General features: G+C 70.3%; 18 protein-coding genes. 6 read left to right on the forward strand and 12 right to left on the reverse strand.

Annotated elements, in window-relative coordinates; all coding sequences use genetic code 11:
* Positions 1–4 precede the first annotated feature (4 nt).
* Complete coding sequence (locus FV242_RS16370) at positions 5–1258, reverse strand: FAD binding domain-containing protein (protein WP_147939662.1); 1254 nt, start codon at positions 1256–1258, stop codon at positions 5–7.
* A gap of 246 nt (positions 1259–1504) precedes the next feature.
* On the opposite strand from FV242_RS16370, the gene FV242_RS16375 reads away from it, so the two are divergent.
* Complete coding sequence (locus FV242_RS16375; protein ID WP_147939663.1) at positions 1505–2230, forward strand: TetR/AcrR family transcriptional regulator; 726 nt, start codon at positions 1505–1507, stop codon at positions 2228–2230.
* 36 nt (positions 2231–2266) lie between these two features.
* On the opposite strand, the gene FV242_RS16380 is transcribed toward FV242_RS16375, so the two are convergent.
* Positions 2267–2926: an AraC family transcriptional regulator gene (locus tag FV242_RS16380; RefSeq protein WP_187278448.1), complete on the reverse strand. Its 660-nt coding sequence runs from the start codon at positions 2924–2926 to the stop codon at positions 2267–2269.
* A 393-nt stretch (positions 2927–3319) separates the two neighbouring features.
* Positions 3320–4171, reverse strand: coding sequence for a helix-turn-helix domain-containing protein (locus tag FV242_RS16385; RefSeq protein ID WP_187278449.1), 852 nt, complete (start codon positions 4169–4171; stop codon positions 3320–3322).
* A gap of 149 nt (positions 4172–4320) precedes the next feature.
* Here FV242_RS16385 and FV242_RS16390 point away from each other — a divergent pair, with 149 nt between their 5' ends.
* From FV242_RS16390 to FV242_RS16400, 3 genes are all read left to right on the forward strand, one after another.
* Complete coding sequence (locus FV242_RS16390; protein WP_187278450.1) at positions 4321–5802, forward strand: sensor histidine kinase; 1482 nt, start codon at positions 4321–4323, stop codon at positions 5800–5802.
* Positions 5803–5809: 7 nt separating this feature from the next.
* Positions 5810–6190 (forward strand): response regulator, encoded by a 381-nt coding sequence (locus FV242_RS16395; protein WP_187193514.1) that lies wholly within the window; start codon positions 5810–5812, stop codon positions 6188–6190.
* Between the two features lie 228 nt (positions 6191–6418).
* Positions 6419–7255: an alpha/beta fold hydrolase gene (locus FV242_RS16400; RefSeq protein ID WP_147939668.1), complete on the forward strand. Its 837-nt coding sequence runs from the start codon at positions 6419–6421 to the stop codon at positions 7253–7255.
* A gap of 102 nt (positions 7256–7357) precedes the next feature.
* On the opposite strand, the gene FV242_RS16405 is transcribed toward FV242_RS16400, so the two are convergent.
* The 5 genes from FV242_RS16405 to FV242_RS16425 form a co-directional block, all read right to left on the reverse strand.
* Positions 7358–8323, reverse strand: a complete 966-nt coding sequence (locus tag FV242_RS16405) for an alpha/beta fold hydrolase (RefSeq protein WP_147939669.1) — start codon at positions 8321–8323, stop codon at positions 7358–7360.
* 313 nt (positions 8324–8636) lie between these two features.
* Entirely contained in the window at positions 8637–9884 is a 1248-nt protein-coding gene (locus FV242_RS16410; RefSeq protein ID WP_147939670.1) for an amidohydrolase family protein, read from the reverse strand.
* A 58-nt stretch (positions 9885–9942) separates the two neighbouring features.
* Entirely contained in the window at positions 9943–13131 is a 3189-nt protein-coding gene (locus tag FV242_RS16415; protein WP_147939671.1) for an ATP-binding protein, read from the reverse strand.
* Positions 13128–13823, reverse strand: a complete 696-nt coding sequence (locus tag FV242_RS16420; RefSeq protein WP_147939672.1) for a hypothetical protein — start codon at positions 13821–13823, stop codon at positions 13128–13130. Before FV242_RS16420 ends, FV242_RS16415 begins: the two co-directional genes overlap by 4 nt.
* Complete coding sequence (locus FV242_RS16425) at positions 13816–14778, reverse strand: endonuclease domain-containing protein (RefSeq protein WP_246692735.1); 963 nt, start codon at positions 14776–14778, stop codon at positions 13816–13818. Before FV242_RS16425 ends, FV242_RS16420 begins: the two co-directional genes overlap by 8 nt.
* A gap of 528 nt (positions 14779–15306) precedes the next feature.
* Between FV242_RS16425 and FV242_RS16430 the strand changes: the two genes are divergently transcribed.
* Complete coding sequence (locus tag FV242_RS16430) at positions 15307–15582, forward strand: NepR family anti-sigma factor (RefSeq protein ID WP_147939677.1); 276 nt, start codon at positions 15307–15309, stop codon at positions 15580–15582.
* Entirely contained in the window at positions 15579–16175 is a 597-nt protein-coding gene (locus FV242_RS16435; RefSeq protein ID WP_147909697.1) for a sigma-70 family RNA polymerase sigma factor, read from the forward strand. Before FV242_RS16430 ends, FV242_RS16435 begins: the two co-directional genes overlap by 4 nt.
* 6 nt (positions 16176–16181) lie before the next feature.
* Here the strand turns inward: FV242_RS16435 and FV242_RS16440 are convergent, their stop codons facing one another.
* The 4 genes from FV242_RS16440 to FV242_RS16455 all read right to left on the reverse strand — a co-directional run.
* The gene (locus tag FV242_RS16440) at positions 16182–16712 is read right to left on the reverse strand and encodes an isochorismatase family protein (RefSeq protein ID WP_147909698.1); all 531 of its coding nucleotides are present in this window, start codon (positions 16710–16712) and stop codon (positions 16182–16184) included.
* A gap of 6 nt (positions 16713–16718) precedes the next feature.
* Entirely contained in the window at positions 16719–17735 is a 1017-nt protein-coding gene (locus tag FV242_RS16445; RefSeq protein WP_147939678.1) for an asparaginase, read from the reverse strand.
* A gap of 229 nt (positions 17736–17964) precedes the next feature.
* Positions 17965–18831, reverse strand: a complete 867-nt coding sequence (locus FV242_RS16450; RefSeq protein WP_147939673.1) for a protein-glutamate O-methyltransferase CheR — start codon at positions 18829–18831, stop codon at positions 17965–17967.
* Positions 18828–19474: CheB methylesterase domain-containing protein (locus tag FV242_RS16455; RefSeq protein ID WP_246692736.1), on the reverse strand; the 647-nt coding region annotated here is incomplete at its 5' end. The genes FV242_RS16455 and FV242_RS16450, both read right to left, overlap by 4 nt.

The raw sequence follows: 19474 nt of genomic DNA on the forward strand, positions 1-19474 counted from the left end.
CGGATCAAGCCGCGATGCCGGTGGCGACGGCGGTCTCGGCCATCACGGCCTCCGGCCGGCGATGGCGCTCGGCCATGGCGCGCTCCTCCGGGGTGAGGATCTGGGCCTGCATGTAGGCGCCGAGTTCCCGGGCCCGGCGGATCACGGCGGCGCCGTAGCGGAGGCGGCTCGCCTCGAAGGCCGCCAGCGCCGCGTCGCGGTCATCCGGATGCGCCGCCAACGCATCAACAAGGCTCTGCGCATCCGAGGCGGCCTTGGTGACGCCCATGCCCACATGCGGCCGGGCGACGAAGGCGGCATCGCCCAGGATGACGACCCGCCGGCCGAGCCGCATCCGGGGTGTTTCGAGGTCTTGGATCGCCTGGATGAACGGTTGCTCGGCCTTCTCGACGACCTCGGCGAATTGCGGCGCCAGGAGCCGGCGCGCGTCCGAGCGCATCGCCGCGACGATCTCGGGGCGGATCCGGCCCGGCGGTATCGACAGCGGATGGGCGACGCCGTCGCGATCGGTCAGCAGGTCGCGCAAGACGGTGTCCGCCGCGGCCGGGCGATACCAGACGAAGTTGTAGCGGCGGCGGCCGCGCGCCATCGCATTGTCGGCGCCCGCCACCGGATAGCCCAGCATCTGCTCGCCGTCCGGCAACGCGAAGGCGAAGTGGTCGAGGAGCGCCTCACGCGTCTCCGGCGACACCGCGGCCTCATCCACGAGGCCGCGCCAAGCGATGTAGCCGACGTAGCTCGGGACAACCTCCGGTGAGAACTGCGCGCGCACCGCGGAGAAGATCCCGTCCGCTCCGATCAGCAGGTCCCCCGAGACCGAGGAGCCGTCCTCGAAATGGGCCGTGACGGTCCCGAAGCCTTCCTCGATCCGCGCGAGGGTGCGGCCGTGATGGTAGCGCTCGGCGGGGAGCGCATCGCGGAGCAGCCCGTAGAGATGTCCCCAGGAGGTCAAGACCTGGGGAAGCGCCAGCGCGCCGACGATCGAGCCGTCCCGCGCCAGCACCCGCCGCCCGACCACCGACACGCCGACTTCGGCGGCCTGCCGATCGATCCCGGCGGCCTGGAGGATGCTGAACAGCTCGGCGTGGGTGACGATGCCGGCGCCGCGCCCGGACAGCTCGCTGCCAGCGCGCTCGAAGACGTCGACCTCCCAGCCGGCCCGCTGCAGGAGCAGGGCTGAGAAGAGACCCGCCATGGAGCCGCCGATCACGACAGCGTTGGGCCGCCTCCCGCGACGCCCGTTCCCGGTCGTTCCCATAACGCCCCCTCCCCTGATTGGGTGATCCGCCCGGCCCTCGGCGCGGCGCGTCCAATCCCGGTCGCTGATTATCGCTTGATCAATAATGAGACAGCCTCGGCTGCCTGTCAACGTTGTTTATCGTTCGATAAAGAATGTGGCGGTGCGCTGACTTTGATTGTGCGCGGCGGAGGCTCTGACAGCGGCGAGGACGGATCCGCCTCGTTTATCGTTTGATCATTCCGGCCCCTATGGTATCGAGGGCTCATGGCCCGTTCGCCCAAGCCGAAATCCGGCCCTGCTGGTCCGCTCACCGCCTCCCGCCCCCCCCAGAACCCTGCCGAGCGGGGCCAAACCGGGTCGCGCAGGCGGCTTTCGCCCATCGACCGTGAGAAGAGCATCGCCGCGGCAGCCGTCGCGTTCTTCGCCGAGCGCGGCTTCGAAGGTCAGACGCGCGAACTCGCCACGATCCTGGGGATCACGCAGCCGCTGCTCTACCGCTATTTCCCGAGCAAGGAGGCTCTGATCGAACGCGTCTACCAGGACGTCTTCGTGGGGCGCTGGGACCCGTTCTGGGAGGAGACGATCAAGGATCGAAGCGTCCCCTTGGAGACGCGGCTGACGAAGTTCTACATCAGTTACGCCAACGTCATCCTGACGCCGGAGTGGGTCCGGCTCTTCATGTTCGCGGGCTTGAAGAACCTGGATTTCAACGCCCGCTATCTGAATTTCCTGCGCGACCGCGTGTTCGAGAGCGTGGTCGAGGAATTGCGGACCCACTTCGATCGGCCGTCGATCAGGGATGTGCCGGCATCGAACATCGAGATCGAGATCGTCTGGTCCATCCATTCCTCGATATTCTACCTCGGCGTGCGGGAATTCATCTATCGCCTTCCGCCGGACGGGAACATTAAGGACATCATCCAGGCCAAGATCCAGACGCTCCTCGGGGGAGTCGCCACGGTGCTCCCGTCGGCCGAGCACGCGACCTGACGGCGGCGTCCCGGAGGCCGGGCGGACCGGGGCGGCTCAGCACGCGGCCGAGTCCCGTTCGATCGACCGGCGCCAGCGGCCCGGGCTCATGGCCTCCTCACGGGCGAAGACGCGGGTGAAGTGGCTCTGATCGGCGAAGCCGCAGGCCAGGGCGATGTCGGCCAACGGCAGGTCTTGCGCGCGCATCAGGTCCTTGGCGCGGGCGAGGCGCTGCCGCACGAGCCAGGCATGGGGCGAGACTCCCGTGGAGCAGCGGAAGGCGCGGGCGAAATGGCTGGGTGACAGGCCGCAAGCCGCCGCGACCGACGGCAGGCTGAGCGATCGGGCGAGCGCATCGCGCATCCGATCCTGAGCGCGTTTGAGTTGCCAGGGCGCGAGACCGCCGCGTGCCGGCTCCGCCGCGTCTACGAAGGCCGCGTAGGTTGAAAGCAGGTGCGCCGCCAGCGCCCGGCCGAGTTGGTTGCGGAACACCGTCGCCCCGCGATCCGTTCGATCGACCGTCGCGCAGGCGCGCAGTGCCAGATCGCGGATCGTGGCATCGGTCAGGCGCCGGCCGCAGGCCTCCGTCAGCGCGTCGAGGGGGTTGGCCCGGCTGGAGCGAAAGCATGCGGCAATCTCCCCGAGCAGCGTGCTGTGGAGGGCGATATGAACGGCTCCTGGCAGGACAGCGATCGCGTGGGGTTGCCGCAGATCCACGAGTAGAACGTCCCCGGGTTGTGGCCGGTCACGCTCCGCGGCCGGCCGATCCGTCGGCAAGACCTGCACGAGCAGGGCGTCGCAACGCGCGATGGAAGAGGGGACATCCGATGCCTCCACTCTGTGGGCCAGGATGTCGGCCCCGTCCGACCACGTCGCGGGCCAGTCCCGGGGCCGCCGAGGTGGACAATGGGACGGCGTGATTGCCCGCTCCCAGGCGCGCAGTGCGGACGAGCCGAGGCGCGTCTCCGATCGATCAGGGCGCGAGGGAGATGCATCGAGCATCGTAGTCTCTCCTGTTTCTGCAGGAAAAACAATATCTTTATTTAGGCTGTAAAGTACTCATCGAGATTGCGGGACTTTTCTTCGATCTTGCTCTTCGAAATCCGACACCTAGCTGAAGAGCCTCCGATATTCGGACGGCGTGTGACCTTTGACGCGCTTGAACGCCGTTCCGAAGGCGGCCTGGCTCGAGAACCCGGAGCGCAGCGCGACGTCGAGGATCGGGGTCTTGCGGTCGGCCAGGAGCCGGCAGGCACACGCCAATCGCTCCCCGCTGACGTAGCCGTAGGGCGTCTGTCCCGTCACGCGCTTGAACATCCGGGCGAAGTGAAACGGGCTCAGGCACGCGACGGCGGCGAGCTCGTTGATCGAGAGATCGCGCTCGAGATTGTCGCGAATGAAGGCGATCGCGCGCTGAATCCGGTCGGGACAGGCGCCCTCCTCCGAGGTTGCGGCGGCCGCGTCCGGGCGATCGTGCCCGTAGGCCTGGGCGATCCGCGCGGTGAGGGTCAGCGCGGCGGTCTCCACCATCATCCGGCCCGCCGAACTCTCCGCCACGAGTTCGCCGAGGATCGACAGGGCGATCTGGCGGATCAGCGGATCCTGGACGTCCGCGAGGTAGCGCACCGTATCGGCCCGGATGCGGGCATCGCCGTACAGGTCGGCCAGGGCTTTGAAGCGATCGACCGGCAGGTAGATGTGCAGGATCTCGGTGAGTGGCGCCGAGATGTTGATGTCGTCTTCACCGACACCCACCGGGCACAGCCAGATCGTCCCCGCCTCGACGGGCGTCTGCTGGCGCACGCCCGCGCCCTTCCGGCTCACCCGGGCACCGGGACTGCGCCGCGTCGCCAGAGTGATCTCCATCTGGGTCGGCACGATCGCCGGAAGGTCTCCGGACGGATGGGAGCGGAACTCGGCCGCGACGCCCGTCCAACCCCGCGCGTGGGACGAAGCGAGCAAACCTGCGTTCGGAAACTTGATGATGCCGTGCCGATACAAGTCGATAGCGGCAACATGCAATCCACGGTCGAATTGCGCCATTATACAGGCGTATCGGAGACGGGCTGGTGCAATCTCCCTAAGCTGGTGGACCCGGTTGGATGAGTGGCATGCGGCAGGTCTTCTCGCGCTGGCCGAGCCTGGCGCAGACGTCCCACCACCAGGTCACGGGCAATGACGACCTGCCGGCCTGGATGCGGGCACAGCCATCCCGCCCCGCGCACATCGGCGCGGGAGACCTCGCCGCGGCGGGGCTGTCGGTTGGCATCCCGATCGCCCTGGCCTTCCTGGCGGGCTCGACGGGCGCGTCGTCGAGCGGCGTCCTGCCGATCCTGTGCGGGATCCTGGCGCTTCTCGCCGCGGCCGCCACCGCGGCCCATCTCATGGCGCTGCGGCGAGGCCGGCGGAGCGCCGACCGTGCCTTCGAGGCCATCTACGAGCGCTCGGGCATCTCGATCTGGCGCGAGGATTGGACTGCCGTGGCCGACGCCGTTGCGGCCCTGCGCCGGGACGGAATCGTCGACATCGAGTGCCATTTCGCCAGTCACCCCGATGAGCTCCGTGCCCTGCGGGCGAAGGTCATCATCACGGATGTGAACGCCTTCACCCTCGAGGAGACCGGCGCGGCCGCCAAGGACGCCTATCTCGGCTCCCTGGATCGCCTGCTGCCCGACACCGACCAGACCTTCGTGCAGTGGCTCGTCGCATTCGGCCGGGGCGACCGCTTTTTCCGCTCGGAAGCCCACATCCTGGGCGCCGATGGGCGCGAACGCGACGTGCTGTTCACGGCGACGCTGCCGCAGGAGCGCGCGGCGTTCGCCGACGTGATCGTCACGTCGCTGGACGTCACGGCGTTCAAGCGCGCCCAGGCCCATCTCGCGGCGGCCGACACGGAACTCGCCAGGACCTCGCGGATCACCACGGTCGGGGCGCTCAGCGCCTCCATCGCCCACGAGGTCAACTCGCCCCTGGCAGCCATCGTCGCCAACGCCCAGGCGGCCCTGCGCTGGCTGCGCCGCTCCGAGCCCGACGTGGTCGAGGCCTCCCTCGCCCTCGACGACGTGGTGGCCGAAGCGACGCGCGCCCGCGATGTCGTGGCGCGGACGCGCTCGTATCTCAGCAACGCGCCGCGGATCGTCGCCCCGATCGACCTGGTCCAGGCCGCGCGGGACGCGAACCTCCTGGTCGAGCGCGAGATCCGCAGCCACGGCGCCACGATCCATCTCGCCGCCGAGGAGGCGATCCCGCCCGTCCCGGCGGATCTGATCCAGATCCAGCAGATCTTCGTCAACCTGCTGGTCAACGCGGCCCAGGCCATGGCGGACGCCCCGGGCCGGAAGGACATCACCATCGCGATCCGCCGGGTTGCCGCCTCCGTGGTGGTCGAGGTGGTCGATACGGGTCCCGGCATCGAGCCCGAACGGCGTGCGCGGATCTTCGAACCGTTCCACTCCACCAAGGTTGGTGGCATGGGGATGGGTCTGGCCATCTGCCGGAACCTGATCGACGCGCATGGGGGCGACATCTGGGTCGATGCCGCCCCGACGGGGGGCGCCGCCTTCCACTTCATGCTGCCGCTCGCCCATGGCTGAACGTTCCGTGCGCAGTCCCGTCGTCGCCATCGTGGACGACGATCCCTCGATCCGCTCCGCCCTCGATCGTCTGACGCGCGCGCTGGGATACGAGGCCCTCGTGTTCGACGGCGTGGAGCCACTGCTCGCCACCCTCGACGAGGCCAACATCGCGTTCGTGGTGACGGATGTGCAGATGCCGGGCTTGAGCGGCCTCGATCTCCTCCGGATCCTGGCGGGCCAGCGGCCGCATCTTCCCGTCATGGTGATGACGGCCTATCCGAGCGAGGCGACCCGCGAGCGGGCGCTCGCGCTCGGAGCCTTCGCGTATTACGCCAAGCCTTTCGAGGCGGACCAGTTCGAGCGCTGCCTGACCACCGTGCTCGGGTCCCGCCCGCTGTCACGTTAGGGCGCGCCGCCGGGCTTGCCCGAGGCCGATCGGCTCGGCATCGCTGCCGTCCGGGACAACGCTCGGCACGAACCCGCGCGGCCCGTCGGGACGCGGGTCTGTTCGGCGCCGTGACGGCACAAGCGCGATGCTTTCGTACAAGCGGGCGTGGGCGCGGTGCCCTAGGAACCGTGCTCGGCCGTCCGGCGGAACGGCCGGAACGGAATTGGATCAGGTACGGGGAACACCATGGCCACGGTTACGACCCGGGACGGCACCGAAATCGCCTACAAAGATTGGGGTCCGAAGGATGCCCAGCCGATCTTGTTCCATCACGGCTGGCCGCTCTCGTCGGACGATTGGGACGCGCAGATGCTGTTCTTCGTGGGGAACGGCTATCGCGTCGTGGCCCATGACCGCCGCGGTCACGGCCGCTCGGCGCAAGTCTCGGACGGCCATGACATGGACCACTACGCGGCCGATGCCGCCGCCGTGGTGGAGCATCTCGATCTCCGGAACGCCATCCATATCGGCCATTCCACGGGCGGCGGCGAGGTCGCCCGCTATGTCGCCAGGTTCGGCCAGCCGCAGGAGCGGGTCGCCAAGGCGGTCCTGGTGAGCGCCGTCCCACCACTGATGCTCAGGACCGAGGCCAATCCGGAGGGGTTGCCCCGCGACGTGTTCGACGGATTCCGCAAGGCGCTCGCCGAAAACCGCGCCCAGTTCTTCCTCGATGTCCCGGCCGGTCCGTTCTACGGTTTCAACCGCGACGGTGCGAAAACCCTTCCGGGTGTCATCCAGAACTGGTGGCGGCAGGGGATGATGGGCAGCGCCAAAGCCCATTATGAGGGTATCAAAGCCTTCTCGGAGACCGATCAGACCGAAGATCTCAGGGCGATCACCGTACCGACCTTGGTGCTCCATGGCGAGGACGACCAGATCGTGCCGATCGCCGACGCGGCGCTGAAGTCGATCACGCTCCTGAAGAACGGAACACTGAAGACATATCCCGGATACCCGCACGGCATGCTGACGGTGCATGCGGATATCATCAATGCCGACACTCTCGCCTTTGTCAGACGCTGATCGTCGATAGCTCGGTGGCCTTGCCGACGCGGGCATCGCTTCGGGGCGCCCGAAGATGGCCCACGTCCAGCGTGGGCCCTCCTCTCGACGTGAGCCCTCCTCTCAACGTGGGGCCGACGACGGGAGAGGCGTTGTCTCGACGCGGCCGAGGAAGTCGCGGGTGAGCCGGGCGATCTCGTCCGTCGCCTCGTCCAGCGCGAAGTGCCCGGCATCGAGGATGTGCAGTTCCGCCTTCGGCACGTCGCGCAGGTAGGCCTCGGCGCCCGGCACGATGAAGGATGGGTCGTAGCGGCCCCACAGCACGAGCATCGGCAGCCGATGCTCCCGCATCCAGGCCTGCCAGGCCGGGTAGGACGCGACGTTCGTGCGGTAGTCGGCGAGCAGCGCCGCCTGGATCTCCCGCTCGCCCGGCCTCGCCAGGATGGCGTACTCGTCGGCCCAGGTGTCCGGGTTGTAGCGCTCGGGGTTGGGACTGGTGCCGAGGTGGCGCTGCTTGGCCCCTTCGAGCGACGTGAACGCGTCGATCTGCTCGGGATGAGCGGCGGGATCAGCCCAGTACCGGGCGATGCCCTGCCACTTGGCACCGAGGCCCTCCGCATAGGCGTTGGCGTTCTGAACGATGAGCGCGTCGACCCGTTCGGGATGAGCCAGCGCCATGCGGAAGCCGACCGGCCCGCCGTAATCCTGCAGGAACAGCGTGTACCGCTCTATGCCGAGCCGGGCGACCAAGCCTTCCATGGTCTTGGCGAGAGTGTCGAAGGTGTAGGTGTACCGGGCCGGCGACGGCGCGTCGCTCTGTCCGAAGCCCGGGTAGTCCGGGGCGATCAGATGGTAGCGGTCGGCGAGGAGCGGCAGCAGCGGGTCCCACTGCCGGGACGACGACGGATAGCCGTGCAGCAACAGGACCGTGGGCGCGTCGCGTGGCCCGGCCTCACGGTAGACGATGCCGACGCCGTCGATCTCGACCCGATGGTAGGTCGTCGTGGCCGAGACTGAGGGAATCGGTTGCGCCGTGCCCTGCCCGAGGGCCAGGGCGGTCGTGGCGGCCAGGATGGTTTGCGTCGGCATGGTCCGAACTCCTTCGTCGGCGGAGGGCGTTACGGTCGAGCGCATCGACGGCGGCATGCGGGTGCGGGAGGATCCAGCCCTACAAGGAGGTTAGGACGCAAGGAGGTTAGGACTCAAGGAGGTTAGGACGTCGGAGCCGCGGAGAGGAAGCCTGCGGTCCGTCTCCTCCGTCGCCCTGCCGGCTCGCCGCCGAGGCGGCGGCGTTCAGGATCTCGGCGGCGGACCGGACCGAACCCGCGCGCACGGCGGCGAGGACGTAGCGAAGGGCTCGGCGGTCTTGATGGGCGACACCGTGCCTGCGGCGCCCCCGCCGTCAAGCCGGCAACGGCGTCGTTCCGGCGACCGGGCCACGGCGGTCGATGGCGACCACCCCCTTCGCCAAAACCAGAACCGGCTCCTGGCGCTCGACGATGATCTGCGGCGCGCAGGCGGCGTCGAACGCGACGAGGTCGGCCCGCACGCCGGAGGCCACCGTCCCCGGGCCAAGCCCGGCCACCCGCGCCGGCACGGCGGTGACCGGATCGAGCAGAGCCGTGAGGTCCGCGTCGCTCCTGAGATCGAACCGGTACGCGGCGAGCAGGACGCGGTCGATCATGCCGGTGACCGTGGACGGGTTCCAGCAGTCGCGTACGTTGTCGGTGCCGAAGCAGACCGCGACGCCGAGGTCCCGCAGGCGCGGGATCGGCGGGCACCTGCGTGTGCCGGGCACGCTGCTCACCAGGGTGATGCCGGCTTCGCGCAGCGCCTCCGCGATCCTGCCGAGCCGCAGGTCGTCGGCATCCGCCAGGGCGAAGGCGTGGCTGATGGTGACCTGGCCGCCGAGCCCGGAGGCCTTCGTGCGCGCGACGATCGCGTCGATCTCGTCGAGGCCGGCCTCGCCGCCGTCGTGGAGATGGATGTCGATGCCGCGGCCGTGACGCTCGGCCAGTCCGAAGACGGTGTCGAGCGGCCCGTCCCGGTCCCCGTCGATGCCGACGGGATCGAGGCCGCCGACGAGGTCGGCCCCCATCCGCAGGGCTTCGTCCAGGTAGCCGGCGACCGGGGCGCAGCGGAGGATCCCGCTCTGCGGAAACGCGACGATCTGGATCTGCATGCGATCGGACCAGCGCGCGCGCAGGTCGAGGATCTGCGCGAGGTGGTCCAGCCGGGTCACGTCGTCGATGTCGACATGGGTCCGCAAGCTGGTGGTGCCGCCGCGGAGCATGCGTTCGAGGAGCGCCTCGGCGCCCTGACTCGCCAGCGGGATCCGGCGGGCCCGGCGGACGGCCTTCTCGTCCTCGATGATCGCGCGGACGGATCCCTGGGCCCGGTGCGGCCGCCAGTCCAGGCCGAGCATGCACTTGTCGAGATGCACATGGCTGTCCGACAAGCCGGGCAGCACCAGAGCGCCGCCAAGATCGATCTCCCGGCCTGCGGGCGGCAGGGGTCGGTCTGGGGCGTGGAGCGCGGCCACACGCTCACCTCGGATATCGATGGTGACCTGGCCGCCTGCGATCGTCGTGGCGTGCAGCAGGCGCAGGTCGCAGGACGCACCTCCCGGCAGATCGGACCTCGCCGTCATCGTGAACCTTCCTCTCGGCGAGCCCGGTCGCAGCTACGCCGGCTCGGGACCTGTGGCGTCAGGAGGCGCGCGCCCGGGTGCCCGCCTCGATCGAGCGCTTGGCCTGACGGATGACCTCCTCCGGCGTCGGCGGGTTGGCCGGATGGTAGGACAGGCAGAGGGGTGTGCGCAGCTTGGCCGGCCGTCCAGAGCCCTCGGTGGCGAAGTAGAACTCCCCGGCCCCCAGCTTGCCGATGTCGGCGGCCGCGCCTCCGTTCGCCGCCAGGATCTCCTGGGCGGCCGCGATCGTCGCGGGCGCGCTCTGTCGCCCGAAGAACTGCGTGGTGCAGTTTGAGACGACTTGGTTGTGGATGCCGCGCGGCACCTGCGTCGCCACGATCATCCCGAGCCCATACTTGCGGCCCTGGGCCACGAGCTTGATGCCGCTTCCGAGACTCGGCGACGCCCTCTGGGCCGGCAGGAACGTCTGCGCCTCGTCGACGACGTAGAGCATGCCGCGCGGGGACGGGTTCTTCTTGATCCAGCCGAACAGCGTCATCTGGAGCCGGTTCACGAAATCCTCGCGGGCCGCGTCCGATGCGAGACCCGACAGGTTGATCACCGAGATGCGGGTGCGCGCCGGGTCGCGCCCGAAGAACAGGTGCCGCGGGTCGAGCACCGTGCCCTCCACCTTCAGGAGCGGGTTCGTCGCCACGGCGGCGTGGAGCTGGTCCGCCATGCCGAGCCCGAGCTTGGCGGCGTTGCCGATCTGGCTGATGCCGTCGGGTAAATCCGCGAGCAGGGCCATGAAGGCCGCGAGGTTGCCGCCGCCGCGCTCCGCGAAGCGGCGCAGCGAATCCGCCAGCACGCCGCGCTGGAGATTGGTCTTGGCCCCGGCCAGTGGCCCCAGAGTCTCGGCCGCCATCTCGATCGCCTGTTGGCGCTCATCCCGATCCTCGCCCAGGTCCGCGAAGTCGGGCAGGACGGAGAGGAACAGCGGGTTGCCGGCATGCACGCCCGGCGTCCACACCACCACCTCGACCCGCTCGGCGTAGAGCGCCGCCTTGCGATCGTCGTCCGGCGAGAACCCATGCGGCCGCTCGGGCCAGCGATCGCCAAGGCGCGAGAGATCGTTGTTGGGGTCGATGACGATGGCCGGAAGCCCCGCGAGCGCGGCCTCCTCCACGAGGCGGCGCAGGAGCACGGTCTTGCCGGAGCCGGAGCCCGCGATGATCGCGGTATGCCGGGGCAGAAGGCGCAGCGGCAGGCTCACGCCGGGCGCATCGGGCGTGAGCCGGTGCCCGACCGGTATCGCATCCGCTTCGGCACCCGGCGCCGACGGTCCGGGATTGGGCCGATCCGGCCGAACTCCCCGTCCCGCCGGGGCGTGAGCCGCCGGGGGCGCAGCGGGTGCGTTCGCGACAGCGGCGCCCTCGCCGGCGGCTTGAGCTTGTCCCGGAGCTGAAGCGGCCTTCGCCGCATGGGCGAGGCCCGCATCCCGGAAGAACGCGGTGTTCACGAGCGGCTGCTCGGCGCGGATCCAGCGCTCGAACCGATCGGACGCGCCCGCCTCCAGCGCCCGCGCGTGGAGGTCGCGCAGGGCGACGAAGACGCGCAGATCCGCGTCCGAGGGGTCGATCGACATGCCCCCGGCTGCCGTGAACGCGTCGACGAGCTGCTTCGTCTTGGCCCCGCCGGGCATGGGCCCGCGGCGGATCAGCAGCAATTCCCGGTCGGGGATTCGCGCCGAGATGCCGGAGGCCGTGAGCGCCGCCCGCAGACGGGCCTGGAACGCGATCGCGTTCTGGTGCTGGAGGGCCCGATAACAGACGTGCCGCTCCCGGTCGTTCTCATCCCGGTGGATGTAGATCAGCCGTCCGTGCAGGGGCGGGATCCGCTGGTCGGGCTCGCCTTTGCTGGCGACGTCGAGGGTGTCGTCCGGATCGTCTTCCAGGGCGTAGAGGTCGAAGGTGTCGCGCAGCAGCTGGCCGAGCCAGGTATCCTCATCGCTGCGGATGCCCGCAATGTCGGCCTCCCGGCACGCGGCGGCGAGATCGAATCCGGCCTCCTCGGATGGGGCTTCCGGAGGTGGACCGGCCGTTCCAAGACTGTCGCAGACCGAGACGGCGCCCTCCGCGAGGCAGCGGCGTCGGAAGGCGTCGCAGCGCATCAGCAGCGTGCGGAGCATCATGCCGGCCGCCGCCGCGGCGGCGAGGGCGCGCTCGCTGAACGGCCAGGTCGGGAACGGGGGCACGTAGCCGGCCTCCGCGTAGGCCGGCTCGAGACGACCGGCCACGAGAGCGGCGGCGGCAGCCCGCTCGTTCATGCCCACGAGCCCCGTCGCCTCCGCGAAACGCTCCCGCATGGGCTTCAGGCCGCGTACCTCCAGCCGCTCCCAGGATTCCTGGAGGCAGGTCATCACCGTCATGCTGCGGTCGCAGACGATGTGGACCTCCAGGAGCCCCGCGGCGAGCACCTCGGCCAAGCCCGCCTCCGCGTCGATCCCATCCTCGGCCGCGAGACGGCCGGTCTCGATCACCCCGTCGATCTGGTCGACGGCGATGAGCGTCGGCCCACTCAGCGCCATGATCCAGCACATGCCGCGCACGAGCTCGACGGGAGCCGGCGGCGGCGTCTTGAAGCCCAGGGCCGCCCGCTCCGCCGGGTCGGCATCGTAGCCCTGCAGCCAGGCATGCGCGAGGCCGACGACGGCGAGATCCTGCGACCGCAGGAGACACAAGGCGCGGAAGACATCGAGGTGCTTGAGCGCCCGACCGGGATCGACGCTCATCAGCGCCCGGACCAGCACGTCGACGATCCGGCGGGCATCCATGTTCGGCGTGTTGAATGCGGCCTCGACCTGCGCTTCGACACGGAAGCGGCGTGCCACGCCGGCGAGCACGGCATCCGACTGCCGCCGCCCGTCCGGCATCGTCTGCAGCAGGGCGGTCACGAAGCTCAGGGCCGCGCTGCGCCAGAAATCCGTCAGCCCGAGGACGTCGAGGGGCACGAACCACGCGCCCGTGCGCCAGGCCTCGCGCCGGACCTGCCCGATGAGGTGGGTCTTGCCGATTCCGGATTGGCCGACGAGCACCCGGCCCAGCGCCCGGTCGGCCGGCTGGCGCGCCTTGCCGTGCAGGTCGGCGACGATCTCCGGGACGAGCCGCTCGTTCGGGCCGCCGGTCGGCGCCGTATCGATCCAGATGCTGTCGAGCGTCCGCACCCAGTCGAAATCGATCGCGCGCAGGGCGTCGAGGGCATCGATCATGATTGAATCCAGAGGATGTGGAACGGCTCGCCGGCCGGGCTGAACGCCGCCTCGCGCTCGGCGGCATCCAGCGATTTGGGGTCGCTGAACTGGCTCAGCCGCGCCGTGCGATCGTTGCGCAGGATGGCCGCGAGGCCCGCATCGACGGTCGCGCGGTCGAGGTCCTCGAGATGGGCGCGCAGGGCACTCAGGCGCACGGCCTTGGCCCGCGCCCCGCCCGTCAGCGCGAGGTAGGCGGCGTCGATGCGCGCCCGGAGCTGCTTGGGTCCGAGCTGCTTGGGTCCGAGCTTCTTAGGTCCGCGTTTCTGCGGCCCCTCGGCCGTCGATCTACTCGCACGTGGGGCAGGCGCCGCCGGTGCCGGCTCGTCGGGGGCGCTCCCGACGAGGTCGGCGAGGGGCCGACCCGTTCTGGCGAGATCGACATGAATGCGCTCCAGCCAGTCCTGCAGCACCCGGAAGGTTGGCGGCAGGGGCTCGCGCATGTGCTCGCCCGCCCAGTTCCAGCCCTTGTCCGTGACGGTCAGGCGCAGGGAGCGCCCCTGCCGCTCTGCCTCGAGGTAGCGCCCCGCGATCAGGGCCTCCCGGTCCGCTTTGTCGATGCGCGGCGCGAGTGTGCTCTGCAGCGCGCTTCCACAGCGGCCGAGGAGGCACCACAGGATCAGCGCCTGCTTCGGCGTCGGCATCTCACGCATCGGTTCGCCCTTCCTGCGCACCGCGTCGCAGGCGGACGACGGCTCGAATCTTCTCGATCGCGAGGGGAAGGTCGGTCGCGACCTGATCGTTGGTCAAGCGCAGCACGAGGTAGCCCGCCGTGAGGAGCTCGTAGTCCCGGTGACGATCGTTGCCGAACTTGGGCTCGACCCGGTGCTCGGGGCCGTCGAGTTCGACGACGATGCGGTGCTTGCGGCAGAGCAGGTCGACGCGGGGTCGTGCGCCCCAGGCCCCCACGGGCACAGGGGCATTGCAGACGAACAGGCCCCTGAGGTCTGCGTCCTGCGCCAGTGCCTCCGCGACGTGCCGCTCGATGGCGCTCGCGTGGTGTGCTCCGGCCGGCGCGATGAAGCGCTCGGCCGCCGCACGTTCCCTCCGTGCGAGCTGATGGGCGCCGTAGAGGATCCGGTCGTAGGGCGCGGCGTCGGATGGCTCCGCGGCGGGCACCGGCACCACCGTGGCCCCGTGCCGAACGCACCAATCCAGCGCCTCAATGGCCGGACGCGCCCGCGTCGCCGCCACCGGATCGACCTCCCAGACCAAAATGACGCCGGCGGGGTCGATCAACCGGGACAGGCGGCGGAGTTCGAGGTCGCGCCCCATCTTGCGGAAGCGCGGCGTCAGGCCGAGCCTGGCGCGCTTGGCGGCCGCCTTCAGCCACGGATCGGCGACGACCGGGGTGGGCGACGCATCACGGCCGTACCAATGCGGCCAGCTCTCCAGCGCCAGCTCGGCGAGATCGTCGAGAAGCCGGTCGATGAGCGCCGCGGCCGTGCGTCGGCCTCCGCTTGCGACCAGCAGCGCGCTGCGGTCTGTGCCATCTGAGATCAGCGTCCCCATGGCGGCGCTGTCGACGCCCAGGACGACCAGACGCTCGCCCTGCCCCAGGCCGGCAAGCCTCCGCGCCAGGTCGTCTGGCGTGAGCTGCGGCCTCACCGCAGCGACGGGATGGAGAGGCGATAGCAAACTGCGACCGTGCTGCCCGCTTGCTGCCGGCACCGAGGCGTCCTGCGGCCGTTCGTCGGACCTATTCAGCACAGCTGCCCGGCCCTGGCTACAGACCCCGCATCTTCAGGTTGTCGCATCCTGCGGGACGCGCCTGGCTTGCGCACACCGAACGTCAGCGCGGTCGCGCACCCTCGACGCTTTCGCCCACGAGGTCCTGAACGTCGCCAGGATGCTCAGCCGCCGTTCAGCCTCAGTGGACGACCTTGGCTTATGGCCAAGCTATAAATAGTATTTCTGAATTGTAACTGGAATATTTGCTAATCAATCACCGTCTAGCTCATAAATTCCGACATTAAGATTTGATGAATACGAAGTTCAGAACCGATTAAATCCGCCGCGCCTACCAGCGCCGTCGGAAGGCGATGGAGCGCGTCTTCGCCGGATCCGGTCGACAGACCGGGGCGGCGGGGGTGCCGCCCCCCCCGGGGCCGCATCGCCGAGGATCGGGGCGTGATCATGATCCAGGGCAAGGACGAGCGGGTGGTGACGCGCCTCGCCGGGGAGGCGGAGGGCGCCGGGCTGACGCCCGCGAACGATGCTGCGCCCCTGCCCGACGGCGCGGCCGCACGCCCCATGCCCGGACGACGGCCGATGAGCGAGGCGGATCGCGACCGGATCGGACGTGGCCTGCGCCTGTACTACGCCGACGTCCTGGCCCTGCCGATCCCGGAGCGGCTCCGGACGCTGATCGACGACCTCGCCGCATGCTCCGACACGGAGGCCCTGCAATGATGATGATGACCCAAGCCGCTCCCGCCGGCAGCAATTCCGGGCCGCCATCCCAGGGGGTCGATCCCGAGATGCGCGGCCTCCTGCTGGGGGCGATCCCGGCCCTGCGGGCCTTCGCGTTCTCGCTGACCTACGACATCGACCGGTCCGACGACCTCGTGCAGGACACGCTGGTGCGCGCCTGGGTCAATGCCGGAAGCTTCCGGCGGGGGACCAACCTCACGGCCTGGCTGTTCACGATCCTGCGCAACCTGTTCTACTCGGAGCAGCGCAAGCGCAAGCGCGAGGTCGAGGATGCCGACGGCGTGCTGGCGGGGAAGCTGACCTCCCTGCCCGAGCAGGAGATCCGGGTGGAGATGGCCCAGTTCCAGAGCGCCCTGAACCGCCTGCCCTACGCCCAGCGCGAGGCCCTGGTCCTGGTGGGCGCCCAGAGCTTCACCTACGAGGAGGCGGCCGCGATCTGCGGCGTCGCCGTCGGGACGATCAAGAGCCGGGTCAGCCGCGCCCGCATGCGGCTGATCGAAGTGCTGGGCCTCGAGGGCCTGGACGATATCGGTACCGACGCCCGCACCCGTGCGGCTCTGGACGGCGGCTGAGCCCGCTCACTTGATCAGCTTGACGGCCTCGCGGAAGCGCGGGTGCCGGGCGGTGCCGAGCCATTCGAACACCACCATCTCGGTGGTGACGATCTCGGCTCCGTGGGCCGCCATCCGGGCGAGGCCGGCCGCACGGTTCTCGGGCCGGCGCGAGCCGACCGCGTCGGCGACCACGCAGACGCGCCGGCCGGCCTCCAGGAGGCCGAGGACCGTCTGCAGCACGCAGATATGCGCCTCGCAGCCGGTCACGACGAGGTCGCGGTCCCCGATCCGGTCAAGGAAGCCCGGCGCCTGCGCGGCGCCGAAGCTCATCTTGGCGAAGGCCGCCCCGGGTTCCGGGGCGAAATCCGGCACGGTCGGCCCGAGGCCGCCGGCATTCTGTTCGGTGAACAGGGACGGCACGTCGAGCATCCCGGCCGCAGCCAGGAGGCGGCCCGTGTTGGCGATCACCCCGGCGCCGTCCGCGATGGCCGGCATCAGCCGGACCTGGATGTCGATGACCAGGAGGCGCGTCCGGGCGGGATCGATCAGGGGCATCGGTTCTCAATAGGTCGCGAAGAGGCGCGCGACCGCGTCGGGCTCGGATGTCGCGGTCAGCGCCAGGGCGAGCAGGATCCGGGCCTTCTGCGGCGTCAGGTTGTCGGCGCTGAGGATGCCGCGGGTGCGCAGCCGCGTGGTCAGTGGCACCACCCCGCTGCCGGCCCGGGTGGACATCACCACCGGGATGCCCGCCGCGGCGGCCTGCTCCAGGGCGTCGGCCTCGGCCGGCGGCATCATCCCCGGGGCGAGCCCGGCCGCGACCAGGCCGCGCGCCCCTGCTTGCCGGAACGCCCGCACCGCGGTGCCGTCGGCGTCGGCGTAGCCGTAGCACACGTCGACCCGCGGCAGCGCGGCCAGCGCCCGGATGTCGAAGGGCGTGCCCGGCGCGTGCGCCCGCTCGGAGCGGCGGTAGTAGCGGACATGATCGCCGTCGACCTGGCCGAGCACGCCGAAATCCGGGGTGCGGAAGGTCTGCAGCCGAGCCACCGAGGTCTTGGTGACCTCGCGAGCCGCCTGGATCTCGTCGTTCAGCACCACCAGTACGCCGCGCCCCCGGGAGGCGGGGCTGGCGGCGGTGCGGACCGCCGCCACGAGGTTGAGCTTGGCATCGGTGGACAGCGCGCTCATCGGCCGCTGCGAGCCGACCAGCACCACCGGCAGGTCGATCGTGAGCGTGAGGCTCAGCGCGTAGGCGGTCTCCTCCAGTGTGGCGGTGCCGTGCCCGATGACGATGCCTGCGAGGTCCGGATGCTCCCCGGCGGTCCGCTCGCACAGCAGGACGAGGTCGCGCCACTCGGCGAACCCGATCGCCGGGCTCGGAACCGCCCGGAACGGCACCGGGACCACCGTGGCGACCGTGGCCAGTTCCGGGACCGCATCCAGGATCGCGCCGGCTTCCAGGCGCCGGTCGGTGGCGGTGTAGTCGAGGATGTCGAGGGCGTCGCGTCCCAGCGACGAGATCGTCCCGCCCGTGCCGATGAACGCGACCTTGGGCAATCCCGCCCCGTGTCCTGCCGCCATTCCTGCCGCCATGCCGTGTCTCCTGGCCGCCGGGCCGTCCGCCGATCCCGGGCTGCTGCGCAGGCCCTTGATGCCGCCTCGCTACGCCGGGGTCGACCCCGTCCGGGCGCAGGCGGGCGATGCACCCGGCGGTGGGGCGCCCGTCAGGACGCCGGCACCGGGCATGGCACCGGGGCCGGCCGCGACGATCCCGACGCGCAGAACGGGGCCCGGACTGGCCGCCGGGCCGTCAGACGCCGGCGGCCACGCGCAGGGGCGGTACCATCTCGGGGGTGCGGCCCACCGGTTCGGAATGGCCGTAGAGGCCGCGCTGCTTCGGGTTGGGACTGAGCCGGTCGGTCAGGCCGATCACGGTCTCGGCCGCCCCGAGCAACAGGGCGCCCCCCGGTGCAAGCTGGGCCGCGAGCCGGGCCAGGACATCCGACTTGGTCGGTGCATCGAAGTAGATCAGCACGTTGCGGCAGTAGATCACGTCGAACTGGCCGAGCGACGCGAAGCTGTGCAGCAGGTTGAGCTGGCGGTAATCCACCATGGAGCGCAGGCTCTGGGCGATCTGCCACTGCTCGCCGATCTGGGTGAAGTACTTGATCAGCCACTGCACCGGCAGGCCACGCTGAACCTCGAAGTGGCTGTAGAGGCCGAGCTTGGCCTTCTCGATCACCTCGGTGGACAGGTCGGTGGCGACGATCTCCACCTGCCATCCGGCGAGCCGGGGCGCTGCCTCCTGCAGCAGCATGGCCAGGGAATAGGGCTCCTGGCCGGTCGAGGCCGCGGCGCACCAGATCCGCAGCCGGCGCCGGCTGGCGTTGCGTGCCAGGGCCTCGGGCAGGATCGTGTCGCGGAACAGGTCGAACGGGATGCGGTCGCGGAAGAAGAAGGTCTCGTTCGTGGTCATCGCCTCGACAACGGCGCGCTCGGTCGCCCCATCCTGCCCGAGCTTCAGCGCGCCGATGAGATCGCCGAGGGTCGCGAGCCCGAAGCGCCGGCAGACCGGGGTCAGGCGGCTCTCGACCAGGTAGCGCTTCTCCGCGGTCAGCGCGAGGCCGGAGCGCTGTTTGAGGAAGCTGCGCAGGTATTCGAACTCGAGTTCGGTCATGACAGCTGCCCCGTGATCAGGGCGCGCAGCGCCGTCGCGAGTTCGGGGAGCGGCAGCACGGCCTCGGCGAGGCCGGCCCGGGCGACGCTGCCGGGCATGCCCCAGACGGTGCTGGTCGCCTCGTCCTGGGCCAGGACCGGGCCGCCCGCCTCGGTGAGCGCGCGCGCGCCGTTGGTACCGTCCGAGCCCATCCCGGTGAGGATCACCGTCGCGGTAGCGGCGCCGAACACCACGGCCGCATCCTTGAACAGCACGTCCACCGCCGGACGGCAGAAATTCACCGGCGGCCCGTCGGTGAGCCGGATCGTGGGACCGCCGGGTCCCGCCACGAGCCCCATGTGGCGCCCGCCCGGTGCCACGTAGATCCGGCCCGCCTCCAAGCGCTCGTCGGCCTTGCCCTCGGCCGCGCGCAGCCCCGTGCGGGTGGAGAGGTGCTCGGCGAAGACGGCCGTGAAGATCGGGGGCATGTGCTGCACGATCAGCACCGGCACGCGCCGCAGGGCGGCGGCGCCGATCCCCTCCAGCATCTCGCCCACCGCCCGCGGTCCGCCGGTGGAGGAGCCGATCAGCAGGGCGCGGGGCTGGGTGCGGTTGCGGACCTTCGGCCGGAGGGTGAACGGGGTGGCCGGGCGCGGCACCGGGG

Source organism: Methylobacterium sp. WL64, assembly GCF_008039945.1.
In the GTDB taxonomy this organism is placed as follows: domain Bacteria; phylum Pseudomonadota; class Alphaproteobacteria; order Rhizobiales; family Beijerinckiaceae; genus Methylobacterium.